The following is a 25,684-nucleotide window of genomic DNA, read 5'->3' as shown; positions in this document are numbered from 1 at the left end:
TATTATTTGTTAATTAATTATTATTTACGATATAATCCAGGTCCGTCGAACTCATACCTGAACCAGTTGAAGTCTGCATTTCCTCCATCTTTTTCGGTATTATATGAGTACAAACCTACACGTGCCCCTTTCCAGTCGCTGGACTGTAAGGCATACGGAGATTCGCATGCAATAAAGGTTGAATTGTCGAAGCTATAATAGAGTTGATGCCCGTTTGTATTTGCATTTAATGATACTTTCAGGTATACCTTTTCTGTTGCGACAGGAGTTATCTTTTTGCTCTTTCCATCACTTTCATAATAGATGTAATTCTTTCCATTCTCGTGTAATACACCTATTGCATTATAGAGGTTACCGGCACACAAAAGCCCTACCCGTTGTCCGTTCAGCAGGTTACTACAATCAATTTCGGTAGAAGCCTCACCCTCATATCCCATTACCTTTTGGGTAATCATATTTTTTGAACCTCTCAGATTATCAGCCTTTAAAGCCTTTATGCGTAAATAGCTGGAGCGTTCGGATAACGACCAGTTTTCATTTACAGGATTATGATTGAACTGCCATTGCAGGTTTAGCTTATCAGAAGAGAATTCATCAGAACCTTGCGGCGCAATTATTGATACAGTCTTTCCGGTCTTAGGCTTTATCCATTCTTTCACTGGCTCTCCCACCCCGTTCTTATCATAGTCTACACCTATCTGTGGCCATCCGTCTACCCATTGCACGGGTTGTAAATGAACAATGCGTCCCAGCGGGTCTTTCGACTGAAAATGATAGAACCACCATTCACCGTCAGGTGTATCAACCAATGCCCCCTGATGAGGACCGTTTACGTCTGTTACTCCCGGTTCGAGAACAATTTTTCTTTCGTATGGCCCATAGATGTCTTTTGAGCGTAACACCGTTTGCCATCCGGTAGCAACTCCACCTTCGGGAATACTCATATAGTAATAGCCATTCATCTTATGGATCTTTGTACCTTCGGCAACAGGCCCTTCGTATACAGTTACACCATCATCCAAAAGCCGGGTTCCGTCCGGACTCATTTTGTGGAGGATGATAGGCCCTGCACCCAGCTGGCTACGACCTACATATGCCTGTCCGTCTTCATCCCAGAATGGACAAGGGTCTTCCCAGCCTTCGATATGCTTCACGTTCACCAACGGAGCCCACGGCCCTGCCGGATTGGTTGCATTCGACATAAATAAACCTTCGTGCGGTGTGCAGAAGAAAACCCAGAATTTCCCATCATGAAAACGGATAGCCGGAGCCCATGAGCCGCCTCCATAGCGTTGGTTGGTTTCCCACTCGGGGAAGTCGAACTTATCGTATACCTGGCTTATAATTGTCCAGTTTACCATATCATCGGATTCAAGCACAGGCATCCCAATGAAATGGAAATCGGAGCAGACCATGTAATATTTTTCTCCTACCCTGATAACATCCGGATCGGAATAATCGGCATTGAGTATAGGATTTACATATCTCCCATTTCCCTGATCGCCCCAGCGGTTATCCGTATTTATATTCTCTTGGGCTGAGAAAGTAGATACCTGCAATAAAAGAAATGCAGATAAAGTTATCTTTTGTAGTACTGTTTTCATGATAATAAAGACTCGAAAGAGGAGGGTGTCTCAAAAGTATCTTTTCATATCTTTTTGTCATGTTGAACGGAGTGAAACATCTCGTATCTGGTAGGTCGAGATTCTTCGTTGCACTCAGAATGACAAAGAGAGTAACAATTTGATAGAGATGTTTTACTTTTGACACACCCCCTTCTGTGAAATATGAACCCGCTACCCTAAATCAAAATAGCAGACAAATTGAAAGTTTATTTATTCCTGAGAGATAAGTAGGACAGCACTGTCGAACGGATTTCCGATATTCAGGTTGATTCCTGCTTTCATCAGGTAATCACCCGAAAATGTTTGTCCGTTTCCATAGAATGAGCTTTGACCCGGTTTTACATTCAGCTCTGTTATTTTATAATTTTTGGTAGGATCCAAGCCTTTCAGTTTTGTTTCAAAATAGGTAGTACGTCCGTGATATTTGAGGCTGTAAGCGAAAAGTACAGATTGTTTCTTATCTTTTGAGACGTACATATGTGATGCCCAGTCATTTTTATCATAAGGAGAGATGAGCCTGTATAAATCACCTAACTGAACTATCGGCCTGATTTGCTTATAGTCTTTGATTGCATTTGCTGCAAATTCGTATTCATCACCTTGTATATCCTTCGGCTGTAACTCCATACCCAGACGACCTGACATAGCTACATCGAAACGGAACTTAAGCGGAGCCATCATTCCTGTCTGGTGATTGGGGCTGGTGGACACATGCGAACCTGTAGCAATAGCCGGGAAGAAGAGATTGGTTCCATATTGTATAAAGATACGGTCTAAGGCATTTGTATTATCACTTGCCCAGAATTCGTCATGATACTTCAACGCGCCGAATTCGACACGGCCTCCGCCGGAAGAGCATAACTGTATCTGGATATCAGGATATTTTGCCCTGATTTTTTCATATACATTATACAATCCCTTTACATATTCGTACCAGAAATGAGTCTGCTCACTAGCAGGCAGGTAGTCCGAACCAACATTGTCGACATGGCGATTCGCATCCCATTTGATGTAGCTGATATTAGGAGACATGGAAACCACATCGTCAAATGTTTTGAAAACAAAATCCTGAACCGCCGGGTTACTCAAATCCAGTAACCACTGGTTACGCATAGGAAGAATATCGCGTTTACCACTTTTCACAATCCATTCAGGATGTTTTTTTGCCAGTTCGCTGTCAGGATTCACCATTTCGGGTTCAATCCAGATACCAAATTTTAAGCCTTTGTTAACAGCGTAATCTGCAAGGTATGGAATACCTCTCGGCAATTTCTTCTTGTTTGTCTGCCAGTCTCCAAGACCTGCATTATCACCATTGCGCGGATATTTGTTGCCAAACCAGCCGTCATCCAGAACAAACATTTCCACTCCGAATTTAGCGGCATTGTCCATCATGTCGGTGATTGTCTTTTCATCGAAAGTGAAATATGCGCCTTCCCAGCTATTGAGAATAATCGGGTGTAATTGATCGCCATGTGCCATTGCATATTTGCGAGCCCAATCATGATAATTTCTTGATATTTGTCCGATACCATTGGCGCTATATGTAAGAACCATTTCAGGAGCTTCCAGTTTTTGTTCAGGTTTCAGATAGAAAGTAGATGCAAAAGGGTTCATTCCTGATGTAATACCCAACTTGCCTGTTTCGTCCAGTTCGAAGGATAGCTTGTAGTTACCCGACCATGCCAGAGATCCGGCATATACTTCTCCCGAATCTTCCTTCGACGGACCATTCAGGGACAGGATGAAAGAAGGGTTTTCAGATTGGGTTGTTCTGACACCTTTCTTCGATTCTACCACTTTTATCCCATGAGTAAGGGCTTCTTCTTCCATTTGCATTTCTGCCGCCCATGTGCCATTAAAGTGTGTCAGATAATATGATTCGGCATGCAGAGGAATATAAGAAGACGCAAAGTTTTCTACTTTGACTGTATTTTTTTCGTTGTGGTAGATGGTAGCCGACTGAGTTATTATGTTTTCTTTTTGATAAGCGACAAAACGAATATCCACATATACAGGATATAGCTTGTCTTTGAGGCTGACAACAGTTTCTTTTTTATTGCTGTCGAGTGTCTTTGTCCGGCTTCCTGCATATACCAGTTCTGAAGTTAGAACACCATCATCGTGAGTCAGTTTCAATGCCGGATTGAGATAATAACGCCCTCCGTATGCAGGATACAGTTGTGATATAAAATCATCGTTTGTGTCCGGCTGACCTTTCACTTTTCTGTCGAGGAAGGAGGAAACTCCATCCAGTTTATTACCCCAGTACTGAAAAATAACTTTTTCGTTCTGGCTCGCCGTAAAAATCATCGTTAAGTCATTCGTTTCAACTTGTATGACTTCCTTGCTCTGTCCTTGTATATTGATCTGAATCAAAAGAAGGAAGAGAATACTAAATACCACCGTTCTCATTTTCGTAGAATTTTAGAAAGAATACAATGCCTGAATCCGGCAAATATTCCCTGTGTTATTAATCTTTATTTATTTTCCAATACCTTTTCAGAAAGATAACATATATGCCCGCCAGGCAGGCATATATGCACCTAGTGATAACCAAACTTAAATCACCGGATAAGCTTATACACCCTTGCGTCCTGTGGTGGGACAGAGTACTGAAGCATACTTTCTTCAACAAGAACTTCCGATGAAGTCCACAGTTCCTTACCTTTTACCTTCTTACCGGCCAGTCCGATTCTATCCAAACTTATGTTTCCCTCCTTGTTTGCTGCCTTATCAAAGTTGAATACAGCTACATAGGTACAATCTGCTGTTTCGAGCATATACACCGGTTCTGCTTTGCCCGGAGCTTCTGCTACATAGCCTTCTACCGGATAAAACGATCTGCCTATACGGGCTATATCATTGATATCTTTATTTGTAGCAACTTTCAATGCTTTATCCCTTGCCTCTTTACTACCCGGAATTTTGCCTTTCCGGCTAAAATTATCGCCAAGCATATATATCCCTGTAATAACTGCTGAAGTTATGCGTGCACGGTTTGCACCTTCTTTGTAGTCACCAGCTTCCTGTGGCTTATAAAGAAGGATATGATCGGCGTCATTGAACGGATATACGCGGTCGAGCCACCATCCGAAAGAAAGGCTGTTGAGCATGTAGCCTGTCGTACCCCAGTCGCCTTCGGTCATTGCCCCCCAGGCATCGCAGCTGATACGCTTCGATGTACCGTATTGCGAAGGGAATGTAGGTGCAATAGACAGAGCCATAAACATATCTTCTCCACACAGATCCGACAGGTACTTCATCCCTTCGTTGTAAGCCTGTACACCCGTGGTTACAGCCGGATTATGAAATGAATCCGCTTCTAATGTACCATTATTGATAAAGTCGAGCTTTACATATGTATATCCCAGTTTCTTGAACTTGTTGATATAGTGTTCCATCCGTTGTTTTGTTCCCGGATGGGTAGGGTCTACAGCAAGCGATTCCACTTTGCGTGGCTTGCCATCTGCATAGATGTATATATCCTTATACTTATAAGCATTGTTTGTCCCTTCCACGAAGGCTTCTGCATTACCATGCCAGTCGGAGAACGGGCACCAGTAGATACCTGCTTTCTGACCATTTGCTTTGCAATGCTCTACAAACTGACGTAATTGGTCTTCCGAAAAATTATCCCAGAAAGAGTCAAGTCCGATATACGTTACATTATCATTTTCAAAGCTCTTCGACTGCAACTCATTCTTTATAAAGTCGGAAACATCTACAGCGCCTTCATAATTCACCTTTTCGGCCATAGCTCCCCAGCTGTTCCAGCCGAAAGGCGTACCACTGTTCCATTTGCGTGGAGGAGCAACCACAGCATTAGCCTCACCAAAAGCTTCCATGCCACGACGCCAGTCTTTGAACATACCAAAGAACATTTTAGGAGATTTCAGGCTTTTACCTTTAATGCTGCCGTGCCCTTTAATGGAAGGCCTGTCGGGCTTTTCGCTGATATCTCTGGTCAGTTCGTGAACAACACCGCCATAGCACTCCAATTCGGCTATATACTGATTTTCCTCGGCTTTATAACGGATGCCTGTTTTCCAAGTATCATGCTCTACAGAGCCGATAACCAAACCATTACGTTCTTTTCCGTTAAATACGGATGTAACCTCGAAAGATATATCTTCGACAGATAACGGAGAAGACAGATAGTGAACAAAAGCATCGTTATCGTATGGCACACGCAGCACTCTGTTGGTTTCGTCCGATGGAAGGAATGCAGACTTTGTGGTAGTGTATATGGGAGCAATATAATTGCTTGAAATATCAGATTCGGATTCTAAATATACTTCGGTAAGGAAGTATTCTTTTTCCGGATAGAAATAATATACCTGTTTGATATCAGGCTTGCCTGCCAGTCCTGTATAGCTGACCGTAAATTTTTCACCTTTCCCGAATATATCGGAAACGGATTCTTTATTAATACTCATTTGCGGATAACTTGTGCTTTCTACAAAGTCATCTCCAACTTTTGCTTTTACAAACACACCTGACAAAATATCTTTACCTTCGTGTTTGTAATCCAATGCTTTGGTTTCCTTGTTATAAACAATAGACCACTGTTTATACTCAATTTTATCATTGGCAAGAGGTGCACATGCCAAAAGGCATATGCAACTCATGCTAATAAGAATGATAAGACTGTTGATTGTCCTGTAAGTCATCTTATTTTTTAATTAATTATTAGTAACCAGGATTCTGATCATCTGCAGTAATATCTGTACTGTTATTGATCTCAGTTTCCGGAATCGGGTAACGCATGTGATATTCCTGAATCGTATTGGATTCTTTCGCCCAACGGTTGCGTTCTTTAATCAATTCGACAAATTTGCCGGTTCTGATAAGGTCCATGCGTCTCCAACCTTCGAAACAAAGTTCACGCATACGTTCGTCCATTATCTCTGTTCTGAATTGTTCCTGAGATAGCCCCTTCCATTCCTTATCGGCAGGAAGCGTTCCACCCCAAGCACGCTTGCGCACCTGGTTGTTCACTACATTCATTGCTTCGGTGGTTTTTCCCGTTTCATTTAAGCATTCGGCATAACAAAGCAATACATCAGCAAAACGAATCATCGGATAGTTCTTACCTACCCTGTAGTAGCTCCTGTTGAAAACATTCGAATAATCGGGTGCGAATCTATCGATACGTCTGTCCTCCCATTTCTTAACATGCGGATCCAACTCATCGGCAGCATCTGTAGGAACAGTATAGGTAATACCATCATAGGTCCACTCGTAGCGCAGATTTACATTCTTGCGTACGTCTCCGTCTTCCCATACTCCGCCCTCTGCTTTCGTTTTGTAGGCATATTGTGTAGGCATAATCACATCCCATCCGCCCAAATAGCACTCTTCGCTATAGCCGGCTTGCCCCAAAGTTTTGGAACCAAAGTCCCACTGCCATCCGCTTCTTCCCATATCATTGGGTTCGTAGTCGATCTCAAATACCGATTCGGCAGAGTTAAACTCTAATGTACCCCATTCGTCAAATAATGTTGCATAACTTGGCTCTAAAGAATAGCGTCCGTCATTTATCTGCTCAAAATAACCGATGGCTTTTTGAAAATCGCGGTAACCGCTTTCCTGAGGCGCATACATACATACTTTGCCCAGCATGGCAATAGCGGCTCCTCTTGTAGCACGGGGTCTGGTCTGTTTTCCTTCGTCCAGGTTTCCCGATGCATATTCGAAGTCTTCAAATATTTGTTTCCATACTTCAGATAATGGTCTCCTGGATCTATCAATATCAGTTTGATTCAGGTCTGCAATTTCAATGACCGGAATCTCTCCCCAATACATGGAAACTTCGAACATAGACATGGCGCGCATGAAACATGCATTTGCTTTCAGCACCTTAATCCTTTTTAGTTTTGCCTCGTCCGTTTCCGATTTCTCGAGAGCGTCCAGCCCGCAAATACTCAACGATGCCGCATTTATGATAGGCCATTTACCTTGCCACATATTAGAAATTCTATCCGATGCGCTGTTTAGCTGGCCATTGTAGTAATCCAGTCCCGGTTGGCTTGCGTATGTCAATACTTCCTTGATACCTTGCTGGGCTTCATCTGTACCTATCATAAAGAAAGTAAATCCCTGCCGCTGTACCTTCGAGTCACGGAAAGATTTGTATAACCCGTCAACTGTAGGTTCCAAGATCTCTAAATCCGTAAAAACCTGATCTGCCGACAGTGAACTTTTAGGTCTCTCGTCTAAAAAATCACTACATGAATAGCTTCCAAATAAGCTTGCAGCAGAGAGCAATATTATATTTATTTTTTTCATAGAAATTTGTTTTAATGCTAGTTAATTCTACAATAGTTTCCCTTAAAAAAGAATTAGAATGATACATTTAATCCCAAAACAAACATTTTTGTTGGTGGATACCAGTCTCCGGTTTCTGGATCGTAACCTTTGTATGGAGTCAGACAGAATAAATTTGATGCTGTGCTGTACACTCTCAGGTTATCCAATTTCAGGCTGTTGACAATCTTTTTCGGGAAATTATATGCTAATGTCAGTGTAGATAAGCGCAGATAAGAAGCTTTTTGTACAGAAAAATCCATCTGGCCGGCAGTAAACGGATTGTATGCCGGAGCTCCATCATTTCCATCCTGTAACATCGGACGAGGGAATTTGGCATCTGTATTTTCAGGTGTCCAGCGATCCAGCAAGTCAACTGATGCTAGTCCCCTTCCGTTGCTTCCAATCAGCGATTCATACAAATAGCTTAATTTTTTTGCACCGTATGAATAATTAAATACAGCATTTAATGAAATACCCTTATAGGAGATATCAGTTGAAAATCCACCATAAAATTTAGGATCGGGAGAACCTACTATTACGCGGTCATTCTCATCTATTTTTCCATCAGGCTTACCGTCTACTCCTGAAATATCCAGCGGATATAAATCACCCGGGCCTACATTCTTACCCTGCCAATTGATTTGGTTTAGGCGATCCATATCACCAACCTGTGCAATACCTCCGGTTTTCCAGATATAAATAGTGTTACGCGATTCTCCTAAAAACAGGTTACCCTCTTTTTGCAAACTTTGCCAGTCATCATATTTGAAGATATGATTTACATTGTCAAATAATTTGGTTACTTTGTTTCTGTCTCTTGAGAAGTTTGCTGATACATTCCACTCCAAATCTTTTGTTTTTATGGCATTCACATCTACTGTAAACTCCACACCCCGGTTTTTAATTTCACCAATGTTCACAACGGCTGTTTTGAAGCCCGATGATTCAGCTACAGTCCTGGTCATAAGCAGGTCGCTATTGGTAATATCGAAGTAGTCTGCTGATATTTTAACTCTGTTGTTAAGGAATGACATATCTAATCCGATATTGAATTGACGTTGTGATTCCCAGTTAATATCTGATGTACCTTGTTTTGAGTCCGGAATATAAACTGTAGAATTATTGCTTACACTTGGTTTGTACAGTGTAAGAAAAGAATAGTTGTCAATTTCTTGATTACCAACAATACCGTATCCGGCACGCAATTTCAATTGGTCGAAGAATGTAACATCTTTCATAAAATCTTCCTGAGTAATATTCCATGCTGCAGAGAAAGAAGGGAATAATCCCCATCTGTTGCCTTGGGCAAATTTAGAAGAGCCATCGTAACGGGCAGTAGCAGTCAGGTAATATTTATCGGCATAGGTATAATTGGCCCGTACAAAATACGACAGCAAAGATGAAGCATAGAAATCCGACTCGATACGTCTGTCGCCGGTTTGTTCCGATGCACCTATATTGTGATATCCGAAAAGGTTGGAATCAAATCCGCGTCCTATAACGTTGGTGTAGTTGCGGGAACTTTTAGATGCACTTGTTCCGATTAATGCATTAATACGATGAACACCGAAGATATTGTCATATGAAACAGTATTATCCCATTGCCAGGTAGTCATATTGTCTCTTTTGTGTTCGGCCTCACCATGATTAGAATAACGGATAGCTTGTTGAATATCGTTCGGCTGATATCTGAAAGTAGATTCTTCAAAACTATTAATCGCAAAAGTCGTTCTGATATTCAGTCCTTTAATTGGATTAATGTTCAAGAAGTTAGAACTAATGATACGGTTTCTTACTCTGTCATTTTTTATACGCAATGTTCCCAGAGGATTGAAATAGTTTTCATCATTATAATCTCCATAGTTTAGTGTAAGCAAGTCGTAATCGATCGGTAACATAGGATTAGCGCCTCTTGCCTTATCAAACACATCGTCGTTGGCTTGTATTTGCGACTCGGTACGGATATACGAAGTATTTGTTCCTACCTTCAGCCAAGGCTTGATGTTGTAATCAGCATTGATACGGCCGGTATAGGTCTTGCTTCCCAGTTTCTTTACCATACCTTCCTGATTAGCATAACCAAGACTCAGATAATAAGTCCCACTTTCATTTCCTCCGGTAAAGCTCAAAACATGATTATGCTCTACGGCATTGCGGGTTACTTCGTCCAACCAGTCATAATCCTTAAAGTTCGGATTGTTATAAGCATCCAATTCGTATTGACCGAATACATATCCACCACCACCATGAGGGTTATAAGCATTCATAATGCGATTTTGCATGTTGTCGTTTATTTCAGCTTCGGTAGCATTCGGATGCCTTGCCATAAAACTGTTCATTGCGGCATCTCTGCGAAGCTCGAACAATTGTTTCGAATTCATTGTTTTAGGCCTTTTTGCATAAGAACGGAATCCTACCCATCCGTCATAATTCACTTTGCCTTTACCTTTACTACCCTTTTTGGTAGTAATCAGGACAACGCCATTAGCAGCACGGGAGCCATACAAAGCTGTCGCCGAAGCATCTTTCAGCACTTCAATGGAGGCTACGTCATTCAGGTTGACAGAATTAAATCCTCCACCATAATTATCCATAACCAGACCGTCAACTACATAAATAGGGTCGGTTTTTCCATCAATGGTATTAATACCCCTGATTTTTATCGAAGAATCATCACCCGGTTTTGCGGCAGGGTTGATAAACACACCGGCTACACGACCTTGAAGTGCCTGATTGATACTAGTTACCGGTCTTTCCTGCAATACTTTGCCACTAACACCTGAAACAGCACCAGTCAAATCTCCTTTTTTCATGACGGTACCTACAATAACGATATCTTCTACCTCAAAGTCTTGATTTTCCAGGACAACATTCAATACAGAGCCTGTTACTCTTAACTCCTGCGTAAAATATCCCAGAAAAGAAACAGTTATTATACCATTTCTGGGTACATTCAATGAGTATCTACCATTTTCGTCAGAAAATGTTCCTGTAGTTGTGCCCTTCACCGCAATAGATGCACCAATAATAGGTTCTTTGGTCTGGGAATCGGAGATAAGCCCTGAAACGGCTATATCCTGAGCAAATGCAATGCCTCCAGACACGATAAACAGCATAATCATAAATGCTGTTCTTAGTTTGGAATTAAAGTTAATACACATGATCATAAATTAGTTTTTAAGATTAAAGATTATTTATGGTAATACTGAATATATGATTGTCTGCTTTACAGTTAATAGGATTCATGGATTGATTAGTTGATTTTCAAGAAATGCGTGTTTTTTGATATTAAGCTAAAATATAAGTTCCTTAAAAAAATGTAAAATATTACTATTTACATTCTGGTATCTCTACATGGTTTACGCCACGAAAATAATACTAACACTCAAAAAGGTAAGGTTTACATTCAGCAAAAAATAAAAGAAATGTAGATTCTGTGTATTTCTCGACAGGTTTAGGACATATGTTATATTTTCTGAAACCGTTGTGATTTTCATTTTATGTATATTTGCCTAAAGGCTGAATCACTTTTATAAAATCTATATCATGAAGCGCTTATTTTTCATCTTATTTATTATATTTTTCTCATTTTTCGAATTTCAGGCCAGTAATTATTACTTCACTAAAATTGACGGAAATTCGGGATTATCCCACAACAATGTTAAATCTATCTATCAGGATAGCTATGGCTTCATGTGGTTCGGCACCCGAAACCGCCTGAACCGATACGACGGGGTTTCCCTTAAAACATTTGAATGCTACGACTATGATGTAAAAAGAGGTGACAATAATATTGGCGTCATATTTGAGAGTACCGATAAAAAATTATGGCTGGGTACCGACCGCGGAGTATTTATATTCGATCCTATAAGCGAGAAGTTCAGTTCCTTCGATCTGAAAACTATGCATAACATAAATATCACTACATGGATCTCCGACATACAGCAAGATCAAAATAATAATATCTGGATTGTCGTACCCAATCAGGGAGTGTTCAGATATGATATTATAAATAATAAATTGCATATGTACACTGTAGTACAGGATTTGAGACCCAGTATCAGCAATCCCCAGTGTATAGCTATAGAAAAAAACGGCAGGGTGTGGATCGGCTCCAACGGCTCCGGTATGTTTCTGTATAATAGTTCCAACGATACTTTCACCCAATATATGGGAAACAGTGATGGTAAACTGTCGCTGGAAGGGAAAAATATATATACCATATGTCACGATGGCGATCATATTATAATAGGTATCCATGAAGAAAAGATATTGTTCCTGGATAAAAGGCGTAACATATTATATGATATGCATATTTCCCAGGTAGAGAACAAAATAATACGCCATATCACTATGCCCAACGACAGGGAAATATGGGTGGCAACACAATCGGGGCTTTTCATCATAAATAAGGAGTCGGAGACTATTGAAGAAGTTACAGAAGACCCTCTGAATAACCATTCCATATCGGACAACTTCATTGAGAAGATATACCAGGACAAAGAAGGAGGAATGTGGATAGGAACTAACTTCGGCGGGGTGAACCACTTACCCAACAGAAACAGCAAGTTTGAAAAGTATTTCCCCGTAAGCAAGAAAAGCTCTATCAATTCAAAACGAATCCGCGAAATGAAGGAAGATCGGCAAGGCAATATCTGGATAGGAACTGAGGATGCTGGAGTATCTGTTTACAACCCCAATTCTGATGAGTTCAGGCCTATAAATAACTCTTATTACAGGCAAACATTAGCCCTGTTGCTACAAGATTCAAAGACATGGATTGGCTATTTCAAGAACGGACTGGATATCATAGAATTTCCTCAGAACAAAGTACGCCACTATTCGTCAGCCGATTTGGGACTAAACGAAGAGAGTATCTATGCACTATGCGAAGACCGTTACGGAAAAGTGTGGCTCGGAAACGCATGGGGTGTATTTGTGGCGGAGAAAAACAGCATGGACTTCAAGCGCCTCGATATATTCGGGCTATCGTATATATATGATATAATGGAAGATTCGGAAGGCTATATATGGGTTGCCTCGATAGGCAATGGAGTATTCCAATATGACCAAAAACAGGATATACTCAAACATTACACTACAGATGAAGAGAACGGCCTGAGCTCAAATGCTGTAAGCAGTATTACCGAAGACCACCTGGGGCAGATATGGTTTTCGACCGACCGGGGAGGAATTTGTGTATACAATAAGAAGAAGAACAGTTTTAAAAGTTATTCGATAAAAGACGGATTGCCAGACGATGTAGCTTATAAGATACTGGAAGACAAGAACCATAACCTCTGGTTTGGGACAAATCAGGGACTGGTCAGATTCAATCCTGTGAATAAGGAAATAAGGGTTTTTACCCAGAATGAAGGACTGCCATCCAATCAGTTCAACTATAAGTCGGGGCTGGTGAGCAGCTCAGGGAAATTATACTTTGGGTGCCTGGAAGGCCTGATAGCCTTTAAGCCCGAAGAATTCCAGGAAAACAAATATATGCCCCCTGTATATATCACCAAACTGTCTATTTACAACAAAGAGGTTGGTCCTAACACTACCGATTCTCCATTGAAAAAGAGTATAGAACACACAGATAAAATAACACTCCCCTATTACCAGTCCAATATCACACTGGATTTTGTATCGCTCAGCTATACTGCCCCGCAAGCAAATATGTATGCTTACAGAATGGACAATATAGATATAGACTGGATATATACCCAAAACAACCATAGCGCATCTTATTCTAAATTGCCTCCGGGGAAATATATATTCAGGGTAAGGGGGACGAATAATGACGGGTTGTGGAACGACAAAGAAACCACCCTCGAAATCATCATTTCGCCTCCGTGGTGGGCTTCCAATGCGGCTTATCTCCTTTATTTTGTATTATTCTTTGCCATATTGTACTATTCCATCAGGGTTTCGCTGAAAAAATACAAAAGGCGCAACATGGAGCAACAAAAGCTGTTTGAGATAGAAAAAGAACGCGAGCTGTATGAAGCAAAGGTAGATTTCTTCACCGATATTGCCCATGAGATACGCACTCCTGTAACGCTTATCAGCGGCCCTCTGGATTCTATTATAGAAATGGATATCCCGGATGACAAGGTAAAGAAGAACCTGGACTATATAAAGCAAAATACGAATAGCCTTTTAGACCTTATCAATCAATTGCTGGATTTCAGGAAAGTAGACAGTCATAAGTTCCTGTTAAACTTCAGAAGTACAGACATTAATTTATTATTGGAAGAAATAACCGACCGGTTTCAGCAACAGGCCAAATCGGAAAAGAAAATACTTAAACTGCACCCTGTTGCAGACAATGAGCATATAATAGCTACAGTAGACAAAGACGGGATAACCAAAATAATAAACAACCTGCTGTCTAATGCTGTAAAATATTCGAAACAGGTGATAGAAATATCCCTGATATCTGATGAAACTTACCTTACCATACAGGTATCCAATGACGGGGAATTGGTACAAGAGGACTATAAAGACCGGATATTTGAGCCGTTCTTCCAGATAAATGCGCTCAACAGGGAAACAACAGGTTCAGGAATCGGCTTATCTCTGGCTCGTTCGCTGGCGGAACTGCATGATGGCTATCTATTTTACACTTCATCTTCAAGTATAAATAACTTTATACTGAAAATACCTCTGTTACAACATTCTATCAATGAGGAACAAGACACGCTGGCATCTTCCGGCTTCATTGTCGAACATGAGGAGGAAACCGAAAAGAAAAAACAGGCTGAGACGATCCTGGTGGTAGAAGACAATCCGGACATGCTGAATTTCATCGCCGAAAAGCTAACTGAAAGCTACATTGTGGAGAAAGCTAAAGATGGTATAGAAGCTTTGGAAATCCTGAAAATGAAAAGTATAGATATCGTAGTCAGCGATATTATGATGCCCGGAATGGACGGTTTTGAACTATGTGAAAAAATTAAATCGGATAACGAATACAGCCATATAATTGTAATACTGCTCACCGCTAAGAACGATCTGAACAGTAAAATAAGAGGGCTGGAAATAGGAGCTGACGCTTATGTGGAAAAACCATTTTCATTCCAATATCTTCAAACGCTGCTTATTTCCCTGATGAATAACCGGAAGCGGGAAATGGAACTCTTTATGAAAAAACCATTCCTGCCTGTGCAACAATCGGGAATGAACAAAGCGGATGAACAGTTCCTAAATAACATAATAGAAATAATAAATAAAAATATATCAGATTCCGATTTCAATGTGGAAAGTCTCGCAGATGCCATACATATGAGTCGTTCAAGCCTGCACCGAAGATTGAAAGCGACAATCAATACAACCCCGACCGACTTTATCCGGCTGGTTCGCTTGCAGGAAGCTGCCAGACTGATACAGGAAGGACAGTATAGGATAAGTGAAATTTGTTATCTGGTCGGAATCAATTCTCCCTCTTATTTTATTAAACTATTCCAGAGCCAATATGGTATGACACCTAAAGAGTTTGAAAAACAAAATAAAGGATAGATTATTTTTCGGCTCCGAATGAATAGATGATCAAGTCAGTCTTCTCTTCATCGGGTTCGAGTATATTTGATACAAAGTCAGTATGATTCATTGCATCAGGGTAATATTGAGCTTCGAGGCATAATCCCTGAAAGGGTATAAATTGCCCGGATAAGAAATCCCCGGTATAAAACAAGATGCCGGGCATAGTGGAATAAACATCCAAGACTCTGCCGGAAATTATATCTTTGACCGAACCAAGAGACTCCTTATTATCCTGTCTGATAAAATAGGCATTATATCCTTGCAGATTATCTTTCTTTAGCAATGACATTTCTTTCACAGTTCTATAATCGCTAAAGTCGAAAGCAGAGCCAAGAGTATCTAAAACGTGTCCTGTAGGTAAAAATTCGTTATCAGTTTCCAGATACTTTTCAGCATTTACTTTCAGTTGATTATCAAGTATAGTATTCTTTTTACCCGAAAGATTAAAATAGGCATGATTTGTAAAATTAACAGGTGTTCTCTTATCCGATAAGGCTTTATATTCAATTTGAAAATCGTTATTATCAGAAAAAGAGTAGGTTACCCAGAGTTCCAAATTTCCGGGAAACCCACCTTCTCCATCCGTGCTTCCGGTGTAGAAAGTCACGCTTTCATTGTTGATATGGTAATTGAATATCTTCCTGTTTAAGCCGTTATATCCGCCGTGATTAGAATTTTTGCCATCATTCTTATCCAAATGATAACCTATGCCATCCATCAAAAAGCAGGCATTGGATATGCGATTGGAAAAACGACCGATAGTAGCGCCAAGATAAAAAGTATCTGAAAGATAATCTTTTAATTTATTATATCGTAAAACAACATTGGAAAGTACTCCTTTCTTATCAGGCACAAATATAGATACAATACTCGCACCTATATTTGTGACTTCGGCAAATGCACCCGAAGAATTAGAAATTCGGAATAATGCAATCTCTTGTCCTTCGTGAAAAATACTTTCTTGTTTTACTATATTCACCATTTCATCTTACACTATTAATTTGTAGAACAACGCTTTCGTACTCGTTGTAAATAGGGAATGTAAGCCCCACTGTCATAAGATAGTCTCCACTAAATTCTTTTCCTTCGTAGGCTGAGGAGCGCGACCATTCCGGCGAAACCTTATTGATTTCTTTCACGGTATATCTCTTATCCGGGTCAAGCCCCTGCAAATATATAGTCTGCATATTCGGCTTAATTTCTTTTCGAACTAAGAAATTGAAAACTATAGCTTCATTCTTGTCTTCGGAAACGTACATAAAGACAGTCCTGTTATTTTTGTAAGGAGAAAGTATTCTGTAAAGGTCTCCATGCAGAACTGTGCCTCTTATTTGTTTATATGTTTCTATAGCATTTCTGGAAAATACTTTCTCTTCATCAGTCATTTGCACAGGCTGCAAATCCATACCCAGTTTGGCTGCCATAGCAATATCAAAGCGATATTTCAAAGGGGTACTGCGCCCTGAGATGTGATTAGGCGATACAGAAACATGGCTTGCCAGCCCAACAGTAGGGAAAAAATATTGTGCACCCCATTGTGTAAAGATGCGTTGAAGCGGGTCGTTATTATCACTAATCCAGTATTCGTCGAAATTTTTCATCGAAGCATAATCGATACGTCCGCCGCCACCGGAACATAACATAAATGTTACGTCAGGATATTTCACCCTTATCTTGTTCATTATCTCCAGTAAGGCATTGCTGTAATCTATCCATAGATGAGATTGCCTGTCGGCAGGAAGATACGATGAGCCCGGATTAAATACAAAACGGTTGCAATCCCATTTCACATAATCGATACCCGGATTTTCCTGTAATATATTATCCACAGTATTATATACAAATTCCTGTACTTTAGGGTTGCTCAGGTCGAGTATCAACTGATTGCGTTGTTCGGTACGCTCCCTGTGAGGCTGTGCAATTATCCAATCAGGATGCTTTTCATACAGTTCACTTTTAGGGTTTACCATTTCAGGCTCTATCCAGATGCCAAATTTCAGACCCTTTTTGTGAGCTTCATTTATCAGGTATGGAATACCGTTCGGTAGTTTTTTCTTATTTGTCTGCCAGTCCCCAAGTCCTGCATTATCACCATTGCGCGGATATTTATTACCGAACCAGCCATCATCCAGAAGGAATAATTCAAAGCCCATTTTGGAAGCGTCGTCAATAATCTGAGTTAGTTTCGGTTCGTCAAAATCAAAATAAGTAGCTTCCCAGTTATTTAGCAGGACACTTCTGTCTTTGTCCCCGTTTTTAATGCCATATTTGCGTGCCCAACGATGAAAATTGCGGGTAACTTCACCACTACCCTCACTGCTGTATGTGTACAGCAATGCGGGAGTCTTAAATGATTTGTCTTTATCCAGGGTATATGCTGAAGCATAAGGATTTATTCCTGACAGCACACGTAGTTTCTGGTCATTATTCACCTCAAAGCAAAACTGAAAGCTTCCGGGCCAAGCCAGTGTACCCCCTATTACTTCACCGTGATTTTCTTCGGCAGGGTTACCCAGCGATAAAAGGAAACATGGATGTGTATATTGGTTTGATCTTACACCTAGTTTGGAATCTATGACTTTAATCCCTGCTGTTAATTCCTGCTCGGCTATATTCATCTCTTCTGCCCAATCTCCATGAAACTGGCTTACATAATATTTCTTAGCATAGAATGACATATCGGAAGAAGCGAAGTTTTCAAGTTTCACGCTTTTGTTTTCTCCATTGCGTATCTCTGTCCATTGCTCGATAATATTTTCTTTCTGATATGCATTGTAATGCAAATCAACATACAGCCCATAATAAGCATCTTTCAGCGATACTACGGTATGAACAATATTATCACTTGGCCTGTCTGACTTTGAAGAGAGATAAACCAGTTCGGTAGATGTATTTCCGTCCGCATGAGTTACCCTCAATGCCGCTTCGAATACATGGTTGGTACCAAATGTAGAATATGCACTGTAATCTTTTAGTGGAACTTTTTCAAGTTCGCCCATGTGCTTGATTTTCTTACCGAAATAAGTCTGTTCCAGCTTTTTCTTTTCATTTACTTTCAGCAACAGACATGCATTGTCCGTTGCTATTGTTATGTAATCATTTGCAAATACCCCAATAGAAAACAGAAGGCATAATGCTGTAATCAGTTGTCTCATTTTTCAATATTGTTTAGAGTCTGTTTGAATTTTATAGCTGAACTTTTTTATAATTATTTTAGAGAGCCATAAGAAATATTTTCGCTAAAATTTGAATAGGCTCTTAATAATGCGAATCAAGGGTTAAATGTGCTATTTTTTGTCCCTTTAGGGACTGAATGTTGGTAGAAAGAAGCTTTAACCGGTTAATTGCGTGCCGTCAGGTACGCAATATCTACAGAACAATTCATATTTTGTACCTGACGGCACAAAAAAACGAATTTCATTCATGCTTCTACCAATATGATGTGCCTAACGGCACATTTAACCCTTGATTGGCATTAATATTAGTTGACTATCCAAATGGTTTATATCCAGCTCCCTTACTTTTTCCAGATATTCTTTTGCTTTCTTCAAATTTCCAAGTCCCAGATGACCAAGCCCCATCACATAGTAGCAGTGTATCTGGTTGCGGACGTTCAAGTCATCTTCCCAGATAGCTAGGTCAGGCAAAGAAACCGCAAAATAATCGATACGGCAGTTATTAAATAAATGTTTTTCACCATGGTCTACCAGTTTATTGTAACGGCTATGTGCTTTATCGGTATTTCCCAAAGCTTTCCAGGCTAATCCCTGATAGTAAATCTTATCCGGTTGCTGGTCATTATAGAAGAATGCCTGTTGTGGCTCAGATGAACCGACAGTTGCTTTCTGCAGGAAGAACTGAGCTTTTTGTTCATCACCTAGTCCTTTGTATGCAATGCCTTTGTAGTAGTCGATATCGTTTTCTTCTGCATTTGCCAGCTTGCCTTCACCCAGATTGTGAGGATAAGTGTCTGTTTCATGCAGGAGTTTCAATGCTTCCTGATATTGTTTATTTGCAATAGCTTCTTTTGCCAGTTCCATCCTGCAAACGGTATATTGCTTGGTAATCTTACCTTCGCCGCCTTCCCACGGATGGAATTTGCGGTTGCTGATAAGTTCCATTGCTTCTTTATATCTGCCTAACTGATTATAAAGAGTGATTCGTTCTATACAAAGGTCGTCACGCTGCTCTGTCAGTTCAGGATATTTTTCGAGTAAAGCGAGACGTTCGGCATGAGGAACTCCCATTTTTTTATAAAGCTGGTCAAGTTCCATCAGCAAGCGCGAATCAGTAGTATCTATGGCAAACGCTTTTTCCAGAAGTTCTTTCGCCTCTTGCTTTTTATCATATTTATTATAGTATGCCAGAGCGAGGTTACGCAATACAGTAGGGAATTTATCATTCAGTTCCATAGACCTTTCCCAGCATGACCGAGCCTCGTCGTACTGGCGGGCAGCATACCAGAAGTTACCAAGATAATATGGAGCGAGGGAATCCGAAGGATTTACTTTCATAGCATCCTGCAATATATTCACTTCTTCTATACGGTTAGGGAAACACCTGTCGGGAGACATTTGCGATGCTTTTGCATAATAGTCTTTTGCTTTGGTGGTATCGCCTGATTGCGAAGCAAAATAACCCAATGTATAATACACCATCGGATAAACATTATCCTTATCTGTAATACAGTACGACAAAAACTGACTTGCTTCATCATACATTCCACCTCCTGCAAAATCAAGGGCATACTCTATATAAGGATGAGTTGCTCCCCGCATCAATTCTTTTAGCTCGTTCAGGTCTTTCGAGTCATTCGTCAAGAGGTACTTTTCGAAACGGCATCCCATATTGAATTTATCAATCTTCAACGATTCTTCAATCAAGGAGAGAGCTTCCTCCTTTCTTCCAAGCTTTTTCAAAATAGACGCTTTGAGCTGACGTGCCTTATGATTATGCCAGTTTCTGATTAAGCTTCTGTCTACTCTGTCCAGAGCATCTTCATACAACCCTTTTTCCGTATCGATACGTGCCAGAGCATAATAGCCAGAATCCTGCCACGCAGCATTCCATGTCGCCTTAAAGAATGCACTGTAAGCTTCATCTTTTTTACCCTGCATAGTCAGACACCAGCCCAGGTTATAATGCGGCTCCCCATCATACGGATTGGGGCTGCGCTCAATCTGAGTTTCTATGGTCTTACGCAGGAATGGCTCTGCTTTCGCAAACTGTCCTTTCCGTATTAACAAGAGCCCCATTGCATTGTTGCAACGGATATCGCCCGGTTCGCGGCGCAGGGCTTCCATATAATAATCAATCGGATTGTAGGTAGCATGTCGGTATTGTTCCAGATGAAGTCCTGTAAGATAAAGCTGTTCAATAGAAGCGATATCTTTAGGGTCTTTTGCTGCTTTTGCAGGGTCGGGAGTTGGTTTTATCTCCGGTTTATCCGCCTTATAGGTAAGCAATTCTTTTCCATCTGATGTATACAGTTCAAATATCAGGTTTTCAGGAAGAAGTTCACCTACTGTTACTTCTTTTAGGTATGATTCTGCCGGTGAAGTATTTGTATAATCATCCAGAAAGACCTTTCCTTCTGTATTTTTTAGTACAACACGCAGATTTTTAAATTCTGACGTTGTGTAAAGTATAATATTAGCTTTGCTGCCTTCAATTTCTATATTTACAATAGCGTCTTTATTTGCATTTTTTACATAGCCCACTTCTGCATACGGCATAAAGTATTGTACCCATGATTTTTCTTCATTGGGTTGCAACCATGTGAAGTCGGGCTGATTATCAGTATAAACACCTGTCATCAATTCGATATACGGCCCATCCTCATCCGTAAGGTTCCTATCCCATGCAATACCGAAGTCGCCATTTCCCCATGTCCATTGCTTCTTACCGGGAGAAACATTATGGTTAGCAACATGCAACAAACCTCCTTTTGCATCATCTTCGTATCCGCCTACAAAGTCGAACTTGGATTCGATAGCCATATAGGAAGTAGGTACTGGAATATTCTTATATTTTGAGATATCTACTCCTGCTGAATAATCTTGTTTGTAATATTCCCCTGTGGCAATCGGAAAATTGGATACAGCCCGTTTTCCGTGGTCAAACACAGCGTGTACATCCGGCGGGAATACCGATTTGTATCCGTCATTCACTACCACGGCAGGATTTGCCCACCACAGGAATGTTTGAGGGAATGCCGTACGGTTATATACCTTCACATTAATTTCTATATATGCTTTTCCCGGATACAGGGTAAAGCCTTGCATACCTTTGGTGCGGAACATGCGTTCTACCTCATTACACCATACGGTAACGCTTCCATCCTTATTTTCTTCTATCAGGTAGTCTGTAGGCAGGAATGTACTAGGCCGGTGATGTTGCGGCCAGTTAAATTCTATACCTCCCGATATCCACGGACCTGTAAGTCCAACCAATGCCGGTTTGATAACCTGATTGTAATATACAAAATGACGTTGCTTTACTTTGTCGTACGCCATTTGTATACGTCCGCCAAGTTCGGGTAATATCATCACTTTGATATATTCGTTTTCGATAAACAACGCTTTATACTGTTTATCTTTCTTTTCGTCAGAAACCTTTTCTACTACAGGATAAGGATATACTACACCCGAACTTCCCTGATATACACGTTTCTCTAGAAATATAGGATTCTTTTCTTCCTCTCCTATTTCGTATGTAGGCAGCATGATATTCTCTTCCCATGCGCGCACTACATTCTTTTCATTCACAGTGGACTGAATCAGATAATTAGTTATCTTTTCCATTATGCTTTCGCTTTTTGATTAAATGTTTAACAATTTATTAAAATTCAAATATTTAATGATTTAAGAGTTTAAAGATTAAGAGAAATTAGAGTATGTGAGGTAGGATATCCAATTATCATATGCTTCCTTTTTTGAATCTTTAAATTTTATAATCTTATTTGGTGAGCTCTTTTTCAATTTCTTCAAGGGATTTTCCTTTTGTTTCCGGAAGGTTCTTCTTCACAAATACAAAACCCAGCAGGCAGATAAATCCATATAGCCAGAATGTACCGTATGCACCTAAACTGCTATTCAACAGAGGGAACGTATAGGTTAGTACAAAGCATGCAGACCATAGAGAGAATGTTGATACTGCCATTGCCATTCCTCTGATGCGGGTTGGGAATATTTCGGAAATAACTACCCATGTAATAGGTGCCAGTGTCATTGCATAGCAGGCAATTGCCAGCATAACAAGAATTAATACTGCCATGCCCGATATCTGGAAATAGTAGCATGCACCAAGAATCGCATAGATACATGCCAGACCGATTGCACCGAACAGAAGCAACGACCTGCGTCCCAGTTTGTCAACTGCATACATGCCAATAATCGTAAATATCACATTGGTAACCCCTGTTATCACAATATTGAATAGAATGTCGGAGACACCATAACCTGCGGCAGAGAATATCTCCTGAGCATAATTGAATATTACATTTATTCCGCACCATTGCTGGAAAGCAGCTATAACAATACCGATTAGTAATATTTTGGGCATCTTTCCTTTAAACAGTAGCCTGAAATCTACTTTCTCTGTTACTTCAGATAAAGAAGCACGTAAAGCTGCAACCTCCGACTGAGCATATTCTTTACCTCCAATCTTGGTCAGGATTTTTTCAGACTTATCAAATTTGAGTTGTGTACCAAGCCATTTAGGGCTTTCGGGTACTATAAATATCATTATAAAGAAGAATACAGCCGGAACACCTCCAGCCCAGAACATCCAACGCCAGCCCATCTGTCCGTTCCATGAATTTAAAATATCTTCGCCCGGAGCAATAGGGTCTGCAATCATCCAGTTTACCAATTGTGCAGATAAAATACCAATAACCACTGTCAGCTGATTGAGAGAAACAAATTTACCTCTCACATTGGCCGGAGATACTTCGGCTATGTACATTGGAGACAGATTTGAAGCAATACCGATACCGATACCTCCCAATACCCTATATACTATAAACCACGATAATGTGTCGCTGATGCCTGTACCTATAGCGGCTACAATAAATACAAGGGATGCTATTATCATCAGAGGCTTCCTTCCGTAACGGTCTGATAAACTACCGGATACCATCACACCTATCAGGCATCCCAAAATAGCGCTACCCATTACCCATCCCTGCATCGCCGGGGAGCCTGTAATATCAAAAAAGACTTCGTAGAATGGTTTTGCACCGCCAACAACTACCCAGTCGTAACCGAAGAGTAATCCGCCCATGGCCGAGACAAATGTAATAAGTAGTAAATATGAACTATTACCTGGTTTCATCGTGATATTGATTTAATATTAGTTTAACAAACGTAAAATTACTTTCTTAATCTGAATTAAAAATGTAATGATTTTTCAAAAACATGGAAAATATTATTATTTTAGCAGATGATTTATTATTTATTTAATTCGCTAAATAGTTGATAAATATCATTGTTGTATATTATTGTTCTTTAATTTTATGCATAAATGCTATCTTGGGTTAAAACTTTTATCATTAGCTTCCTGCTGCCGCGCCCTCCCGGGCTTGCCCTCCCTTTTGGCATTGCCCAAAAGGAAGCAAAAGGCTAGTGCTTCGTCCCTCGGCGACCCACCAACGGCTTGCCGGCTGAAAGGGACAAACGGGCTATCGCCCCATCCCTTTCTACGCCGCCTGCACCGGGTGGGTACCCCGCCTGCGGAACGTATGCACGGAACCGCAATGCGGCGACAAGGCAGAGGCTTATTCATTATTCTTGTCGTGCGTCAGCCAGCGCCGTTAGCTTCAAGTACGGGGCACCCGTCGGGCGAAAACGGCGTAGAGCAAAAAGCTGTTTGAGCTTGTACCAACACAAAAAGTTCATACAAACATTGGAGCGAGTTCTTTTTGCTCAGCCGTTGAGCACGTAACGGGTCGGACGTTGAAGTGGGGGCGCAAAAGCGTTTTTGGTTCCTTTTGGGGCTTTGGCCAAAAGGAACACAAGCAATCTTCGATTGCGCGTAGCATAAAATCAAAAAACAATAACATACAACAACAATCAAAAGAATTTATCATGGAAAATATCGAAATTGCCGAAGGGTTTAAAGGAGAGAAGGCTATTGTTACACCCTATAATATAAGGGAATACCAGGAATCGAATGAAATAACCAGACAGTTGTATGTGACTCACATCGGTTATTATCCGAATGCAAAATTCCATTTTCGCCGAAGGCCGGAAGGCGCAAATGAAAATATCCTTATCTATTGCGAAAAAGGTCGGGGATGGATTGAATGTGGAGATGAAAGGTATACGCTTTCGGAAAACCAGGCTTTTATCATTCCGGCAGGTGAAAGTCACGCATACGGTGCTGACACAAGAAATCCGTGGAGTATATACTGGATCCACTTTAAAGGCAAAAATGTATATATGTTCAGTTCTATTATAGGGAGACAACTGGTGATAAAAGAATCCGACAACAGCAGGTATAACGATCGTATTACCTTATTCGAAGATATGTATCAGAATTTGGCAATGGGATATAATCCCGAAAATCTGGAATATATCAGTTTTTGCCTGATGCACTTTCTGGCTTCGCTGAAATATCTCACCCAGTTCAGGGAAATTAAGAATGTGAGGGTAGATGATGTGATACAGCAAAGTATTCATTACATGAAAGATAATCTCGAAAACAAGATAACATTGAAGGACATTGCAGATGCAGTAGGGTATTCGAGTTCACACCTGACTACGTTGTTTTCACAGAGAACTTCTTTCTCGCCTATGGTATATTATAATCAGTTGAAGATACAAAGAGCCTGTACATTTTTGCAGTTTTCCGATCTGAAAATAAAAGAAATAGCGTTCCTGCTTGGGTATTATGATCCGTTTCATTTCTCCAATTCATTTATTAAAGAGATGGGCATCACACCAAAAGAGTACAGGAAAAGGTATAAGGAGGAGTTGGTGTGATAGGATAAGAAAATGTTAAATTATCCAACTTCACCTCCAAATACCAATACTTTTACTTACATTTGCCTCTAGTATAATAACTGAGAAAAAGTCTGTCACTATATAAGCGACAGACTTTTTGTTTTGTAATATTATCTATACTTCTGGTATATAGTTGTTTATGTCTTTATTCCGAAAAAAACAGCAATCTTCCGACCCTCTTTTATATCGCTGTTTACCAAT

12 protein-coding genes are annotated in these 25,684 nt (G+C 40.4%); 3 read left to right on the top strand and 9 right to left on the bottom strand.

Annotation, left to right across the window (positions count from 1 at the left end; genetic code table 11):
* Nucleotides 1-20: 20 nt before the first annotated feature.
* From D0T84_RS03335 to D0T84_RS03315, 5 genes are all read right to left on the bottom strand, one after another.
* On the bottom strand, nucleotides 21-1,604 hold the full coding sequence (locus D0T84_RS03335) for a glycoside hydrolase 43 family protein (protein WP_163306018.1): 1,584 nt from the start codon (nucleotides 1,602-1,604) through the stop codon (nucleotides 21-23).
* Between the two features lie 231 nt (nucleotides 1,605-1,835).
* Nucleotides 1,836-4,040, bottom strand: a complete 2,205-nt coding sequence (locus D0T84_RS03330; protein WP_163306016.1) for an alpha-galactosidase — start codon at nucleotides 4,038-4,040, stop codon at nucleotides 1,836-1,838.
* Between the two features lie 152 nt (nucleotides 4,041-4,192).
* The gene (locus D0T84_RS03325; protein ID WP_255495154.1) at nucleotides 4,193-6,256 is read right to left on the bottom strand and encodes a hypothetical protein; all 2,064 of its coding nucleotides are present in this window, start codon (nucleotides 6,254-6,256) and stop codon (nucleotides 4,193-4,195) included.
* A 61-nt stretch (nucleotides 6,257-6,317) separates the two neighbouring features.
* A complete protein-coding gene (locus D0T84_RS03320; protein ID WP_163306012.1) occupies nucleotides 6,318-7,916 on the bottom strand; it encodes a RagB/SusD family nutrient uptake outer membrane protein in 1,599 nt (532 codons plus the stop codon).
* Nucleotides 7,917-7,969: 53 nt separating this feature from the next.
* A complete protein-coding gene (locus tag D0T84_RS03315; RefSeq protein ID WP_163306088.1) occupies nucleotides 7,970-11,059 on the bottom strand; it encodes a TonB-dependent receptor in 3,090 nt (1,029 codons plus the stop codon).
* Between the two features lie 424 nt (nucleotides 11,060-11,483).
* Here D0T84_RS03315 and D0T84_RS03310 point away from each other — a divergent pair, with 424 nt between their 5' ends.
* Nucleotides 11,484-15,455 carry a hybrid sensor histidine kinase/response regulator transcription factor gene (locus tag D0T84_RS03310; protein ID WP_163306010.1) on the top strand — a complete coding sequence of 1,324 codons (3,972 nt, stop codon included), beginning with the start codon at nucleotides 11,484-11,486 and terminating at the stop codon, nucleotides 15,453-15,455.
* Between the two features lies 1 nt (nucleotide 15,456).
* On the opposite strand, the gene D0T84_RS03305 is transcribed toward D0T84_RS03310, so the two are convergent.
* From D0T84_RS03305 to D0T84_RS03290, 4 genes are all read right to left on the bottom strand, one after another.
* A complete protein-coding gene (locus tag D0T84_RS03305) occupies nucleotides 15,457-16,461 on the bottom strand; it encodes an aldose epimerase family protein (protein ID WP_163306008.1) in 1,005 nt (334 codons plus the stop codon).
* Between the two features lies 1 nt (nucleotide 16,462).
* On the bottom strand, nucleotides 16,463-18,634 hold the full coding sequence (locus tag D0T84_RS03300) for an alpha-galactosidase (protein ID WP_163306006.1): 2,172 nt from the start codon (nucleotides 18,632-18,634) through the stop codon (nucleotides 16,463-16,465).
* Between the two features lie 303 nt (nucleotides 18,635-18,937).
* Complete coding sequence (locus D0T84_RS03295) at nucleotides 18,938-22,282, bottom strand: DUF5107 domain-containing protein (protein ID WP_163306004.1); 3,345 nt, start codon at nucleotides 22,280-22,282, stop codon at nucleotides 18,938-18,940.
* A 154-nt stretch (nucleotides 22,283-22,436) separates the two neighbouring features.
* Nucleotides 22,437-23,813, bottom strand: a complete 1,377-nt coding sequence (locus D0T84_RS03290) for a sugar porter family MFS transporter (protein ID WP_163306002.1) — start codon at nucleotides 23,811-23,813, stop codon at nucleotides 22,437-22,439.
* A gap of 181 nt (nucleotides 23,814-23,994) precedes the next feature.
* On the opposite strand from D0T84_RS03290, the gene D0T84_RS22780 reads away from it, so the two are divergent.
* Together D0T84_RS22780 and D0T84_RS03280 are read left to right on the top strand one after the other, a co-directional pair.
* A complete protein-coding gene (locus tag D0T84_RS22780; RefSeq protein WP_255495152.1) occupies nucleotides 23,995-24,351 on the top strand; it encodes a hypothetical protein in 357 nt (118 codons plus the stop codon).
* A gap of 214 nt (nucleotides 24,352-24,565) precedes the next feature.
* Nucleotides 24,566-25,462, top strand: a complete 897-nt coding sequence (locus tag D0T84_RS03280; protein ID WP_163306000.1) for an AraC family transcriptional regulator — start codon at nucleotides 24,566-24,568, stop codon at nucleotides 25,460-25,462.
* Nucleotides 25,463-25,684 lie beyond the last annotated feature (222 nt).

Origin of the sequence: Dysgonomonas sp. 521, assembly GCF_010501055.1 — a bacterium.
Lineage (GTDB): Bacteria > Bacteroidota > Bacteroidia > Bacteroidales > Dysgonomonadaceae > Dysgonomonas.
The sequence above is the reverse complement of the archived record's forward strand: the minus strand, read 5'-3'. Positions and strand labels throughout refer to the sequence as shown.

Bases quoted from the DNA above. Each gene is read 5' to 3' on its own strand.
- D0T84_RS03335 (WP_163306018.1), bottom strand. From the start codon at position 1,604: ATGAAAACAGTACTACAAAAGATAACTTTATCTGCATTTCTTTTATTG.
- D0T84_RS03280 (WP_163306000.1), top strand. From the start codon at position 24,566: ATGGAAAATATCGAAATTGCCGAAGGGTTTAAAGGAGAGAAGGCTATT.
- D0T84_RS03305 (WP_163306008.1), bottom strand. From the start codon at position 16,461: ATGGTGAATATAGTAAAACAAGAAAGTATTTTTCACGAAGGACAAGAG.
- D0T84_RS03290 (WP_163306002.1), bottom strand. From the start codon at position 23,813: ATGAAACCAGGTAATAGTTCATATTTACTACTTATTACATTTGTCTCG.
- D0T84_RS03325 (WP_255495154.1), bottom strand. From the start codon at position 6,256: ATGAGTTGCATATGCCTTTTGGCATGTGCACCTCTTGCCAATGATAAA.
- D0T84_RS03310 (WP_163306010.1), top strand. From the start codon at position 11,484: ATGAAGCGCTTATTTTTCATCTTATTTATTATATTTTTCTCATTTTTC.
- D0T84_RS03295 (WP_163306004.1), bottom strand. From the start codon at position 22,282: ATGGAAAAGATAACTAATTATCTGATTCAGTCCACTGTGAATGAAAAG.
- D0T84_RS22780 (WP_255495152.1), top strand. From the start codon at position 23,995: ATGCATAAATGCTATCTTGGGTTAAAACTTTTATCATTAGCTTCCTGC.
- D0T84_RS03320 (WP_163306012.1), bottom strand. From the start codon at position 7,916: ATGAAAAAAATAAATATAATATTGCTCTCTGCTGCAAGCTTATTTGGA.
- D0T84_RS03315 (WP_163306088.1), bottom strand. From the start codon at position 11,059: ATGATTATGCTGTTTATCGTGTCTGGAGGCATTGCATTTGCTCAGGAT.
- D0T84_RS03330 (WP_163306016.1), bottom strand. From the start codon at position 4,040: ATGAGAACGGTGGTATTTAGTATTCTCTTCCTTCTTTTGATTCAGATC.
- D0T84_RS03300 (WP_163306006.1), bottom strand. From the start codon at position 18,634: ATGAGACAACTGATTACAGCATTATGCCTTCTGTTTTCTATTGGGGTA.